This window comes from Pseudactinotalea sp. Z1748, from assembly GCF_049725185.1.
GTDB lineage: Bacteria > Actinomycetota > Actinomycetes > Actinomycetales > Beutenbergiaceae > CALKWS01.
In genome coordinates this window covers 501,024-513,611 of record NZ_JBMPQB010000001.1, presented here as the reverse complement: position 1 = coordinate 513,611, position 12,588 = coordinate 501,024, and the positions used below count along the sequence as shown (strand labels likewise).

Sequence of the window (12,588 nt, the reverse complement as noted above, 5' to 3'; positions counted from 1 at the left end):
CCGGCTCCGGGCCGGGTGCGCTGCACGTCCTGCGCGCCCTGCCACGACTCTCCCGGCCCCGGGCCGGCCGGCCGCGCGGCGCAGCGCTCCTGGCGGGGCCGGCGGACCTGCGATGATCGTGCCCATGAACGATCCCGCGATCGCCATCCCGGCCTCCATCCGTCCCGCGGACGGCCGGTTCGGCTCCGGTCCCGCGCGCATCAGGCCGGAGCAGAGCCAGGCGCTGGCCGCCCTGGGCACCACCCTGCTGGGTACCTCCCACCGCCAGCCCCCGGTGCGCTCCCTGGTCGGCCGCGTCCGGGAAGGTCTCGCTGACCTGTTCAGCCTCCCCGAGGGATACGAGGTGGCCCTGGGCAACGGGGGCGCCTCGATGTTCTGGGACGCGGCCACCTTCGGACTGATCCGCACCCGCTCCCAGCACGTCCGCGCCGGGGAGTTCGGCGCCAAGTTCGCCGCCGCCGCGAGCGGCGCTCCGTTCCTGGCCGACCCGCAGATCCTCACCGCCGAACCCGGCAGCACCCGCTCACCCGAGGTCGCCGCGGGGATCGATGCCTACTGCTGGGTCCACAACGAGACCTCCACCGGCACACTCACCCCGGTCAGAAGGGTCGACGACGACGGTGCCCTGATGCTCGTCGACGGCACCTCGGCCGCGGGTGGGGTGGGCGTGGACGTGCGCCAGACCGACGCCTACTACTTCGCCCCGCAGAAGGCCCTGGGTTCCGACGGCGGGTTGTGGCTGGCCCTGTTCTCCCCCGCTGCGATCGAGCGGATCGAGGAACTGGGTCAGCGGTGGGCGCCGGCGTCGTTGTCCCTTCCCGCGGCGCTGGCCAACTCCCGGCAGGACCAGACCGTGAATACCCCGGCGATCGCCACCCTTGTGCTGTTGGCCGAGCAGGTCGACTGGTTGAACGACCAGGGCGGCCTGGACTTCGCTGCGGCGCGCACCGCGCAGTCCTCGCAGTTGCTGTACCAGTGGGCCACCGAGCGTGAGTTCGCCACCCCCTTCGTGGCCGACCCGGCACACCGCTCGCCGGTGGTGGTCACGATCGACTTCGACGAAAGCATCGATGCCGCGGTGCTGGCGAGGGTGCTCCGCAACAACGGAATCGTCGACACCGAGCCCTACCGCAAACTCGGGCGCAACCAGCTGCGGATCGGCACCTACCCCTCGGTGACCCCCGCCGATGCCGCAGCGCTGACTGCCTGCCTGGATCACGTCGTCGAGCGTCTTTAGGTGCTCCGCTCCGGTGCGCCCCTTGGCCGGGCAGGCGGAACTGGTCAGGCGGCGCTGCCGGCGTTCACGCCCTCCTGGGTCCTGAGTTCCTCGCGGGCACGCGCAGCGTCGAGTTGCTCGTGGCGGTTCTGCACCAGCAGGTGCGGACGCTGGCGGAGGCGGTAACGCACCCGCACGTCCTCCCGCTTGACGGTCCACAGAGCGGCGATCCCCGCCACTGCGATGGCGGCGATCGCGCCGATGCCGATGGCCCACCGCGCGCCCCAGTTCTCCGCGATCCAACCCACCACCGGCCCGCCGATCGGGTTCCCGGCGAAGAAGACCACCAGGTACAGGCTCATCACCCGGCCGCGTACGTTGGGGTCGGTGGTGATCTGGATGGCAGCGTTGGCCGAGGTGAGCATGGTCAGGGAGAAGTAGCCCACCGGGATCGCGCTGAGGGCGAAGAGTTCGTAGGTGGGCATCATGGCCATCGCGCCGGAACTGATCCCGAACCCGAAGGCCGCGCCGAGCACCAGGCGCAGCCGGGGTCGTTGCCGCCGGGCGGCCATCAGGGCGCCGGCCAGGGATCCGATCGCCAGGATCGACCCGAGCACCCCGTACTCCCCGGCGCCCATGCCGAACTCGTCGTGGGCCATCACCGCCGAGGTCATCTGGAACTTCAGGCCCAGACCGCCGATCACGAACACCACGATCATGATCGTGATGATGTCGCTGCGCCCGCGCACGTACCGAAGGCCCTCGCGCAGTTGCCCCTTGGCTCGTACGGGGCGGTCGCGGCGCTGCAGCAACTCGGACTTCATCGCCAGCATCGCCCCGATGGTGGCGGCGAAGGTGAGCGCGTTGAGCATGAACACCCAGCCGGTGCCCACCACCGCGATCAGCAGGCCGGCGACGCCCGGGCCCACCAGGCGGGCGGCGTTGAAGGAGGCGGAGTTCAGCGCCACCGCGTTCGCCAGGGAGGACGTGGGCACGATGTCGGAGACGAACACCTGCCGGGCCGGGGCGTCGAAGGCGCTGAGCACACCCAGGGCCAGGGCGAAGAAGTACACGTGCCACACCTGGGCGGTACCCAGCAGCACCAGGGCGCCCAGGGCCAGGGCGAGCACGCCCATCGCGGCCTGGGTCATCATCAGCATCCTGCGCCGGTCCACCCGGTCGGCGATCAGCCCGGCGAAGGGGCTGATGAAAACAATCGGGAGGAACTGCAGGCCGGTGACGATTCCTACGTGGATCGCCGAGCCTTCGGGCAGCACGGCAAGGACCAGCCAGTCCTGGGCCACCCGCTGCATCCAGGTGCCCACGTTGGCGACCAGGGCGCCGATGAACCAGATTCGGTAGTTGTACAGACGGAGTGAGGCGAATATCGAGCTCACTGGTTGTAGAGCCTCCTGAGGATCTTCTCTGCCTCGGTGAGCGTTGCGCGCTCGGCGGGGGTCAGGGTTGCGAGTCGTTTGGACAGCCACTGATCGCGGCGGCGCCTGGTCTCTTTGACCAATTCGGTACCGGCGTCGGTGGGCGTGATGAGCACTTGGCGGCGGTCCTCGGGGTGCGTGGTGCGCTCCACCAGGCCGGCATCGACCAGACACTGCACGGTGCGCGTCATCGAGGGTGGTCGCACGTGCTCACGTTCAGCGAGCTCTCCCGGGGTCATCGCCCCCAGCGCCACCACCGTGGCCAGCACGGCGTGCTGACCCTCGGGGATCGACATGGACCGCTGGGCCCGCAGACTGCGGGTGAGTTTCAGCAGCGTCATGCGCAGCCGCGTCGGGAACCCGACGTCGGCGACCCTCGGGCCGGGGTGCTTGGGGGCAGGAGAAATGCTCACTGCAGGGATACTACATCGTTAGTTTTGCTAAGTAAAGGTCTTGACCTTAGTTTTGCGAAGTAAACACGCCCTTTAGGTGCCAGTACGGAAACCATGAAAGGCGCCTGGGTTTGCGGTGGTGCCGGACGCCTGCGGGCCTCATCCGGTCGGCAGCCGGAGAGCAGGCACGACGACGCAGCCCGTCATGGGCGACAGGCGCCGGGCACGGTACCCGGTGAGCGCGCCGCGGCTCCGACCGGTCAGGCGCGCGGCAGCCGGTCGACGATCTCGGCCAACTCCCGGCGCGGGCCGGTGAAGAAGGGCACTTCCTCGCGCACGTGCCGGCGGGCCTCGGTGGCCCGCAACTCACGCATCAGGTCCACGATCCGGCCCAGGTCGTCGGCCTCGAACCCGAGCAACCACTCATAGTCCCCCAGGGCGAAGGCGGAGATGGTGTTGGCCCGCACGTCGCCGTAATCGCGGGCGGCTATGCCGTGGTCACGCAGCATGGTGCTGCGCTCGTCCTCGGGCAGCAGGTACCAGTCGTAACTGCGCACGAACGGGTACACGCACAGGTACCCGCGCGGCGCCTCCCCGGAGAGGAACGCCGGCACGTGGGCGCGGTTGAACTCCGCCGGCCGGTGCGTGCCGATCTGGGACCACACCGGCTCCAGCATGGCTCCGAGCGCGCTTGCACGGAGCCGTTGGTAGGCCTCCTGGACGATCTCGACGTCCTCGGCCCACCACCACACCATCAGGTCGGCGTCGGCCCGGTACCCGGCCACGTCGTACCAGCCCCGCACCTGCAGGCCATCGATGAGGTCCAGCGCGGCCAGGGCGTTGCGCACCACCAGGGCGCGCGCCTCGTCGTCGGCCGGGACGGCTTCGGTGACGCGGAAGACCGAGTACATCGCGTAGGAGGTGGCGGCGTTGATCGCCTCTGGGTTGGTGCTCATGATGCTCCTTCAGTACGAGATCGGGATACAGGACCACTCAGTCGGCGGTGCCCGCCACTACCGGGATACCGGTGACCTCGCCGTGGCGCATCCGGCAACTGCCGGGTGGTGCCTCGTCGGGGAAGGCGGCCAGCTCGCCGCGCACCACCACATCGGGGTCCTCCCCGCGCTCGCGTCCGGCGCGCTCCAGGACCAGGTCCACCAGCCCGGACACGAACGCCGGGTGGGTGCCCGCGGTGGTGGCGCAGGCAGCCTGCAGGCCCAGTTCCGCAGCGGTCTCCAGCGCCTCGGTCTGCAGGTCCCAGGCCACCTCCATGTGGTCGGAGATGAACCCGATCGGGGCGATCACCACCCGCTGCGTGCCCGCGCCGGCCAACTCGGCCAGGTGGTCGTTGATGTCCGGTTCCAGCCACGGCGTGTGCGGGCTGCCAGACCGCGAGCAGTACGACAGCGACGACGACACCTCCACCCCCGCTGCGCGCAGGTCCGCATCGATCACCGCTCGCACGTCCTCATGCTGCTGGCGGTAACCCGGGCCGGTGACCTCCGAGGCCTGCTGCATGGTGGTGGGGATCGAGTGGGTGACGTAGGCGATGTGCACGCCGGCATCGGCCTCGGGCACTTGGCCCACGGCGTCGGTGATCGTGTGGACGTTGGCGGCGATGAAGCCGGGATCGTTGAAGAAGGGCCGCAGCACGTCGATGACCAACCCTTCCCCCTCGGCGCCAAGGTCCGCCACCGCCGCGGCCAGGTGCTCGCGGTACTGGCGCGACCCGGAGTAGGAGGCGTACGCGCTGGTCACCAGCACCAGGATCCGCCTCGCACCGAAGGCCACCGCATCGCGCAGGGTGTCGGTGGTGTAGGGGTGCCAGTTCCGGTTGCCCCACAGCACCGGCAGCTCCACGCCGCGGGCCCGCAACTCGGCCGCCAGCGCCGCCCGCAGGGCAAGGTTCTGCTCGTTGATCGGGCTCTTGCCCCCGAAGGCGAAGTAGTGCTCCCCCACCTCGGCCAACCGCGCCTCCGGCACCCCCTTGCCACGCACCACGTTGCGCAGGAACGGCAGCACATCCTCCTCGGCGTTGGGTCCCCCGAAGGAGCACAGCAGCAGGGCGTCATAGGGAACGGCGGCGTGGGTCATGGGTGTCGCGGTCCTTGTCGAGGTTCGTCGGTGGCGGGGCGGGAGCCGGTGATCGACTCCGAAGCCGGTGTGGCGAGGCCCACCGTAACATCAGATGAACTAGTTGATCTGATGAAGTGGATGTGTCAGGTTGGACCCTCGATGACCGATCTCGCCAGCCCGCCACGGCCGACGACGACGCAGCCCCCCGCACACGTCGCCGCACCTGCGCCCAGGGTCACCCGCCGGGCGTTGTGGTTGGCCGTGGGCGCCACCCTCGCCCTGGTCCTTGCCGCGGGGATCAGCGTGAGCCTGGGCACCCTGCGCCTGGACCCGGTGGCCGCCGTTCGTGCGGTGGTCAGCCCCGATGACTCCCAGGTGGCCACCGTGGTGTGGGCGATCCGGCTGCCCCGGATCGTGGTGGCGATGCTGGTGGGCGCGGCCCTGGCCGGGGTGGGCGTGGTGATGCAGGCGGTGTTCCGGAACCCGTTGGCCGACCCGGGCGTCACCGGCGTCTCGGCCGGCGCCGCCGTGGGTGCCGTGGCCGGGATCACAGCCGGGCTGGCCGGGTCGCTGCAATGGGGTGTACCGATCGCGGCGTTCACCGGGGCCCTGGTGGTGGCCCTGCTGCTGCAGGCGGTGCTGCACACCAATCGCGGCGCCTCCACCTACACCCTGATCCTGGTGGGGGTCTCCATCAACGCCTTCGCCGGGGCGCTGATCTCGATCCTGGTGGCCAACGCCCACGACGACGCCCTGGCCCGCGGCGCCGTGTTCTGGCTGGCCGGCGATCTGGAACTACGCACCTGGAACCACGCCGCGATCGCGGTGATCCCGATCGCGCTCGGCCTCGGCCTGCTGCTCACCCGCACCCGGGCCCTGGACGCGTTGCTGCTCGGTGACGACGTCACCTCCACCTCCGGGTACAACGTGCACCGCACCCGCCTGGCGCTGCTGCTGATCGCCTCCCTGGTGACCGGCGCGGCGGTGGCGGTCTCCGGGGTGATCAGTTTCGTCGGGCTCGTGGTCCCGCATGCGGTACGGCTGGTGATCGGGGCCAAGCATGCCCAGTTGCTGCCGATCTCGATCGTGGGTGGGGCGCTGTTCCTGGTGCTGGCCGACACCGCCGCCCGGGCCGCCTCGGTGACCATGGTGATCCAGACCGGAGCGGTGGCCGCCCTCATCGGCGCGCCGGTGTTCCTGGCGCTGTTGCTGTCCAGGCGGCACACATGAGCGCCGGGCACTCCGCGAGCGGGCGCACCACCCACGCGAGCGCCTCCGAGGCCCGCGGCACGCACACCGGCGCGACCGAGGCCGGCGCCACGCACGCCCCGGCCGTCTCGCATGATCCGGCCGCCGCCCACGATCTGGTCCTGACCGGCCTGGTCGCCCACCGCGACCGACCCCTGTTCGATCCCGTCGATGCCACGGTGACCCCGGGCACCCTGCTCGGGCTCGTCGGGCCCAACGGGGCGGGCAAGTCCAGCCTGCTCTCCGCCGTCGTCGGGCACGGGGTGACCACCTCCGGAGGGGTGCGCTACGGCGAGGCGGACCTGCACTCACTGCGCCCGCGGCGCCTGGCCGAGGTGCTCAGTTACATGACGCAGGACTCCTACGCCCCGAACGAACTGCGGGTGCGCGATGTGGTCGGCGTCGGAGCCCGGGCCACCCAGCGGTCTGGCGGCACCGAGCAGCGCATCATGGCCGCGCTGGACCGTGTGGGCGTGGCCGAGCTGGCCCCGCGCCGCTACGCCCGCCTGTCCGGCGGGGAGCGCCAACTGGTGCAGGTGGCTCGGATCCTGGCCCAGGACGCGCCGGTGATGCTGCTCGATGAGCCGACGGCGGCCCTGGACCTGGGCCACCAGCTCACCGTGATGCATGCCCTGGGTGAGCGCGCCGGCGCCGGGCACATCGTGATCGTCACGATGCACGACCTCACCCAGGCGCTGCGCTGGGCGGACCGGGTGGCGGTCATCGCCGATGGCCGCGCCACCTTCGGCGCCCCCGGTGAGGTCATCACCCCCGGGCTGATCCGGGACGTGTACGGGGTGACCGCGGAGGTGTTCGACTCCCCCAGCGGCGCCCCGACGCTCAGCCTGGTGCGCCCTACCTTTCCCTCTGCCAGTACCTTGACCCGCCGCCACCCCGAGGTGGCCCGACCCTGAAAGAGGTGCCGATGCGTCCGACGTTTCCTGGTGCCGCCCCGCCGCCCACCCGATCTGCTGGTGCCGCCCTTCGGCCCACCCGATCCGGTCGAGGGCTCCTGCGCGTGCTGTTCCTCCCACTGGCGGCGCTGCTGCTGATATTGGGCGCGTGCTCCTCGGGAGTGCCCGCGGACGAGCCCGACGGGGCAGCCGAGGACGCCAATGAGCAGTCCGGCGTCGAACAGTCCGGGGAGACCGGAACCGCCGACGACGACGACGCAGCCTCCGCTCAGGACGAGGGCACCCAGGAGCAGGGCTTCCCCCGCACCCTGGACGTGCCGGCCGGCGACGACCGGCCCGCCACCGAGGTGAGGATCCCCGCCGAACCGCAACGGGTGACCGCGCTGACCTATGAGAGCGCCGCCCTGGTGGCCGAACTCGGTGCGAGTGAGAAGTTGGTGATGGCACCGGCCGAAGCGGCCAACCCGGTGCTGTCCAACCAACCGGATGTGATGGCGGACGTGGAGCACCACATCGCCTCCGAGTCCGCCGTGGACGCCGAGGCCGTGATCGCCTCGGACCCGGATCTGGTGGTCTTCAACGACCGGCACGGCATGGAAGAAGGAGTGGGCCGGGTACTCACCGAGGCCGGTATCCCGGTGCTGGTGCTGCCGAACACCTTCTCCTCGGTGAGCGAGATGCTCACCAACATCGACCTGGTGGGCACCGCGCTGGGGATGGAGCAGGAGGCGGCGGACCTGGCGACCACCCTGTCGGACGGGCTGGTGGATGCCTCCGACGAGGACGGACCGAGTGTGCTGGTGCTGAGCAACCAGGCCGGTCGCCCGTTCGTGACCGCCGGGGGTGCCTTCCCGTTGGAGGTGGTGCGCCTGGCCGGGGGCCGGGACGCCAGCGCCGACCTGGGCATGGTGCGCAGCGGGCCGATCTCGGCCGAACAGGTGCTGGCGGCCGATCCGGACCGGATCCTGCTGGTGGACATGAACGGCTCCGGTGAGACGATCTTCGCCGACTTGCTGAACAACCCGGCGGTGGCCGCGCTGCCGGCAGTGGCCGAGCATGAGCCCTTCCTCGTGGAGGGCAAGTACGTCCAAGCCCTCGGCTTCACCAGCACGGTGGAAGGCCGCGATCAGATCGCGACCTGGCTGGAGCAGTAGCCGCCCGGTTGGCGCTGAGACGTCATGAGTCAGCGGAACTGGCCTCGGCCGTGACCGCACCAGACCACCGCCTTGCAAACAGCCGGAATACGGCGAAGGACGCCACTGGTGCTCGGCGGAGCGGGCCACGCCTGCACCGGCAGGCTTCCTATACTCGTGTGATGGCCACCACAAGCGGCACCGAGCGGGCCCGCACCACGCTCGCCTATCTGCGCCGTCAGATCACCACCGGTGCCTGGGCGGTGGGCGAGCGCATCCCGATCGAACCCGAACTCACCGAGATCCTGGGCGTGGGGCGCTCCACCGTGCGTGAGGCGGTGCGATCCCTGGCCAGCATCGGGATGCTGGAGACCCTGCCCGGGCGTGGCACGTTCGTGCGCTCGGCCACCCCCACCTCCAGCGTGCTCTCGGAGTTCCTCACCGCCTACACGTTGGAGGAGTTGCTCTCCTACCGCCGCGCGCTGGAGGTCGAGGCCGCCCAGCAGGCAGCGTTGCATCGCAGTGACGAGGATGTGGAGGCCCTGGAAGCCGCGGCAGCCGCCACCCTGCGGCCGGGGCAGTGCCCGGTGATGACCCCGCAGCCCGACGCGGATCTGGCCGCCCGGTTCCATTACCTGCTGTTCGACGCCGCCAAGAACCGGCTGCTTGCCTCCCTGTATGCCGGGATCACCGAGAAGCTCGCCGAACCGGCCAACGCCGAGCGGCTCACCCACGCCAGCGACGTGCTGTCCATGCACACCGAGCACGAACGCATCGTGGATGCCGTGCGCCGCGGCGACTTCATCGACGCCGTGCACGCGATGGCCGATCACATGGACAACGACCTGGTGATCCTCACCCCCGACGATGAGATCATCCCGCCGCTGCGCCGCTCACCCGATGATCAGGTGCGGGTGGAGGCCGCCCGCGCCGAGTCGGCCGGGCGCAGCGCAGGCTGAGAGGTTCGCCCCGGGCCCGTCCGCGACCTCGCCGGCACTGCGCCGGTTAGATCACGCGCTGCGGGGTCTGAGCGGCTTCAGGTCTGGCTATCCCGTGGCCCCTGGGTGGACTGCGGGTCGCTGTCCTCGCGGTGCCGTTGCCGCAAGACCTTGCGCGCGATCAATGCGACGGCGGCAATGGTGGCGGTGATCAGAAGGATCACGATCACCGTGGTCACCAAGTCATAGGTGGCAAAACCGGACTCGATAGTTCAGAACTCCGCATCGGTCGGGTGAACCCGGAGTGACGCGTTCACGCTGGCTGCGACGTACACCTCGAGCATGCCATCGCGCATCCGGGATGACTACCCCCGCCCCGACCGTGGCTTTCGCGGGGTTTGCGGATGGGGAGGCGGTGGCGGTGCGATGATGTAGCCGGCCGCGGCGTCGCCGTAGACCTGCAGGGTGCCGGGGCGGTGGTGCCACAGCCAGGCCAGGTGGGCGCACAGGATCGCATCGACCTCGTCCTCGATGCGATTCAGGTCGACCTGGCGCTTCGCCCGGTCGGCTGCGAGGCGGATCTGCTGCCACCGCTGGTTGCCGAGCAGGGCCAACTCGGCCAGGGTCTCCATCCTCTCCAGCACCGCCAGCATGCCGGTGCGCCGTGATGACACCGGGCCCTTCTTGTACTTCAGCGTGCGCCCCAGCTCGAATAGCCCCACCATCGCCGCGTGCGGGTAGACCTCGATCGCCACCGGCGCCGCAACGTCGCCCCGGTGCGCGGGATCGGTGTGCCAGCCGTGGCGGCCCGCCAGCACCGCGGCCCGTGGCGGGTTGAAGTGCGGATTGCCGAGGTTGCTGGTGTGGCAACTGGCCTCATACGCCCCGTAGGACCGTCCGATGAGGCGTTCGCACTGGCGCATCCCGGTGGGGTTGGTGACGATCAGCGGCGCGTCGATCGCCACGCTCACCACACCGGCCCCGAGCCCGGGCAGCCAGTCGTCGATCTGGCCGTCGGTGACCACGCTGGTCGAGGCCACTAGTGCTCCGCCCCCGTCCACCGCGGCAAGCCCGGTGCGGGCGCGGGTGGACCAGGCCAGGTCGATCCCGATGTGCATGCTCATGCCCGGCCACACTATCCACCCGGTTGGCACGGACCGGGGCTTGTCCCGCACCGGGGCCTCGATGGCATGCCCGAGCATCGGCGCCGAGGGCGGCGTATCGTCGAAACATGACCACCACCGCCCCACCGAGCAACCTGCTGCACGGCACCTTCGCCCGTGAGTTGCCGGAATTGGCCGTGCCGTGGCAGGCCGAGAAGGCCCCCGAGCCCCGGCTGGTCGCGTTGAACGACACCCTCGCCGGTGAACTGGGCCTGGACCCGGAGTACTTGCGCAGCCCTGCCGGCCTACGGTTCCTGCTCGGCAACGAGGTACCCGAGGGCGCCACCCCGGTAGCCCAGGCCTACGCCGGCCACCAGTTCGGCAGTTACGTGCCGCGGCTGGGGGATGGCCGGGCCCTGCTCCTGGGCGAGCTCACCGACAGCCACGGCAACCTGCGTGACCTGCACCTGAAGGGCTCGGGGCCCACCCCGTTCGCCCGCGGCGGGGACGGGCTGGCCGGGATCGGCCCGATGCTGCGGGAGTTCCTCATCAGCGAGGCGCTGCACGCCCTGGGAGTGCCGACCACCCGGTCGCTGTCCGTGGTGGCCACCGGCAAGGCGGTGATGCGTGAGCGCCCCCTGCCCGGTGCGGTCCTGGCCCGGGTGGCGGACAGTCATCTGCGGGTGGGCACGTTCGCCTACGCCCGCTCCACCGGTGATGAGGATCTGCTGCGCCGCCTGGCCGATCACGCCATCACCCGGCACCACCCGCAGGCGCGCGATGCTGAGAACCCCTACTTGGCGCTGTTCGAGGCGGTGTTGGCCGCGCAGGCCGAGTTGGTCGCGAAGTGGATGCTGATCGGGTTCGTGCACGGGGTGATGAACACCGACAACACCACCATCTCCGGGCAGAGCATCGACTACGGACCGTGCGCGTTCATGGAGGCCTTCGACCCGGGCACCGTGTTCAGCTCCATCGACGCCCTGGGCCGCTACGCCTACGGCCGCCAACCGCAGATCGCGCAGTGGAACCTGGCCCGGTTCGCCGAAACGCTGCTGCCGCTGGTCAGTGCGGACCAGGAGCAGGCCGTCGAGTCGGCCACCGCGGCGCTGAACACCTTCCCGGAGGTCTACTCCGCCGCCTGGACGCGCGGCATGCGCGCCAAACTCGGACTGGAGTCCTTCACGCCCGACGACGACGCAACCGCCCTGATCCGCGACCTCACCACACTCCTGGGTGCTCGGGGTGTGGACTACACCTCCTTCTTCCGCCACCTGACCACGGCCGCCGGCGGGGATGCGCGCCCGGTGCGGGCGCTGTTCGACGGCGCCGGTGGCGATGAGGCTCCGCTGCCGGCACTGTCCGGCGGCGCCGGTGGCGATGAGGTTCCGGGCCCGGCGTCGCTCGACGGCGCCCGTGGTGATGAGGTTCCGGCCCCGGCATCGCTCGACGGGGCCGGAGGCGAGGCTGCGTCATCGACCGAGCGGCCGGCCTTCGAGCCGTGGCTGCAACGCTGGCTCTCCTATCGCCCGGATGCGAGCGTGATGGCCCAGGTGAACCCCATCTACATCCCACGCAACCACCTGGTCGAGGAAGCTCTCGCCGCTGCCGGCACCGCAGACCTGGGCCCCTTCGATGAATTGCTGGACGTGATCACCCAGCCGTTCACCGAGCGCCCGGGACTGGAGCGCTTCACCGAGCCGGCCCCGGCCGAGGCCGCCCCGTTCGTGACGTACTGCGGAACCTGACAACTTCCGAGGCCGCCCCGTTCGTGACGTACTGCGGAACCTGACAACTTCCGAGGCCGCCCCGTTTCCGCGGAACCTGACCTCCCAGGGCCAGTGCCCACCCGGTCCCGTTGCTATGGTCGGAACATGTTTGATGCGGTCGCAGGGGGCCTCGTGGTCGTCGTCTTCGGGCTGGCGTGGCTGGCGCTCATCGTCGCCGCACTCATGTCTATCGCGCAGTCGCGGAACTATACCTCCGGACTCAAGGCGCTGTGGATGCTGGCCGTGTTCGCCCTGCCGTTCCTGGGCACTCTGGCCTGGTTCCTCATCGGCCGCCACTCCCACAGCTGACAACTCACCAGCCACCCCCACCCGGCCCCCAGCCCGGCCCCAGCCCGGCCCCGG

At 70.5% G+C, this 12,588-nt stretch carries 13 protein-coding genes; 7 read left to right on the top strand and 6 right to left on the bottom strand.

What is annotated here, in order from left to right:
• The first annotated feature begins 124 nt into the window (after positions 1–124).
• Complete coding sequence (serC, locus tag ACO0LU_RS02435; protein WP_424789828.1) at positions 125–1,237, top strand: phosphoserine transaminase; 1,113 nt, start codon at positions 125–127, stop codon at positions 1,235–1,237.
• 44 nt (positions 1,238–1,281) lie between these two features.
• On the opposite strand, the gene ACO0LU_RS02430 is transcribed toward serC, so the two are convergent.
• From ACO0LU_RS02430 to ACO0LU_RS02415, 4 genes are all read right to left on the bottom strand, one after another.
• Positions 1,282–2,613, bottom strand: a complete 1,332-nt coding sequence (locus ACO0LU_RS02430) for an MFS transporter (protein WP_424789827.1) — start codon at positions 2,611–2,613, stop codon at positions 1,282–1,284.
• Entirely contained in the window at positions 2,610–3,065 is a 456-nt protein-coding gene (locus ACO0LU_RS02425; protein ID WP_424787367.1) for a MarR family winged helix-turn-helix transcriptional regulator, read from the bottom strand. The genes ACO0LU_RS02430 and ACO0LU_RS02425 overlap by 4 nt, the downstream gene beginning before the upstream one ends.
• Positions 3,066–3,304: 239 nt before the next feature.
• A complete protein-coding gene (gene hemQ, locus ACO0LU_RS02420) occupies positions 3,305–4,000 on the bottom strand; it encodes a hydrogen peroxide-dependent heme synthase (RefSeq protein ID WP_424789826.1) in 696 nt (231 codons plus the stop codon).
• 37 nt (positions 4,001–4,037) lie between these two features.
• Positions 4,038–5,138 (bottom strand): ferrochelatase, encoded by a 1,101-nt coding sequence (locus ACO0LU_RS02415; RefSeq protein WP_424789825.1) that lies wholly within the window; start codon positions 5,136–5,138, stop codon positions 4,038–4,040.
• A gap of 141 nt (positions 5,139–5,279) precedes the next feature.
• Between ACO0LU_RS02415 and ACO0LU_RS02410 the strand changes: the two genes are divergently transcribed.
• From ACO0LU_RS02410 to ACO0LU_RS02395, 4 genes are all read left to right on the top strand, one after another.
• The gene (locus ACO0LU_RS02410) at positions 5,280–6,350 is read left to right on the top strand and encodes a FecCD family ABC transporter permease (protein WP_424789824.1); all 1,071 of its coding nucleotides are present in this window, start codon (positions 5,280–5,282) and stop codon (positions 6,348–6,350) included.
• The gene (locus ACO0LU_RS02405; protein ID WP_424789823.1) at positions 6,347–7,282 is read left to right on the top strand and encodes an ABC transporter ATP-binding protein; all 936 of its coding nucleotides are present in this window, start codon (positions 6,347–6,349) and stop codon (positions 7,280–7,282) included. The genes ACO0LU_RS02410 and ACO0LU_RS02405 overlap by 4 nt, the downstream gene beginning before the upstream one ends.
• 11 nt (positions 7,283–7,293) lie before the next feature.
• The gene (locus ACO0LU_RS02400; protein WP_424789822.1) at positions 7,294–8,436 is read left to right on the top strand and encodes an ABC transporter substrate-binding protein; all 1,143 of its coding nucleotides are present in this window, start codon (positions 7,294–7,296) and stop codon (positions 8,434–8,436) included.
• Between the two features lie 161 nt (positions 8,437–8,597).
• Complete coding sequence (locus ACO0LU_RS02395; RefSeq protein WP_424789821.1) at positions 8,598–9,374, top strand: FadR/GntR family transcriptional regulator; 777 nt, start codon at positions 8,598–8,600, stop codon at positions 9,372–9,374.
• A 77-nt stretch (positions 9,375–9,451) separates the two neighbouring features.
• On the opposite strand, the gene ACO0LU_RS02390 is transcribed toward ACO0LU_RS02395, so the two are convergent.
• Both ACO0LU_RS02390 and ACO0LU_RS02385 read right to left on the bottom strand, forming a co-directional pair.
• Positions 9,452–9,592, bottom strand: a complete 141-nt coding sequence (locus ACO0LU_RS02390) for a hypothetical protein (RefSeq protein ID WP_424789820.1) — start codon at positions 9,590–9,592, stop codon at positions 9,452–9,454.
• 126 nt (positions 9,593–9,718) lie between these two features.
• Positions 9,719–10,477, bottom strand: a complete 759-nt coding sequence (locus tag ACO0LU_RS02385) for a DUF429 domain-containing protein (protein ID WP_424789819.1) — start codon at positions 10,475–10,477, stop codon at positions 9,719–9,721.
• Between the two features lie 107 nt (positions 10,478–10,584).
• On the opposite strand from ACO0LU_RS02385, the gene ACO0LU_RS02380 reads away from it, so the two are divergent.
• Positions 10,585–12,204, top strand: coding sequence for a protein adenylyltransferase SelO (locus ACO0LU_RS02380; protein ID WP_424789818.1), 1,620 nt, complete (start codon positions 10,585–10,587; stop codon positions 12,202–12,204).
• Between the two features lie 126 nt (positions 12,205–12,330).
• Positions 12,331–12,534, top strand: coding sequence for a PLD nuclease N-terminal domain-containing protein (locus ACO0LU_RS02375; protein WP_424789817.1), 204 nt, complete (start codon positions 12,331–12,333; stop codon positions 12,532–12,534).
• Positions 12,535–12,588: the final 54 nt, after the last annotated feature.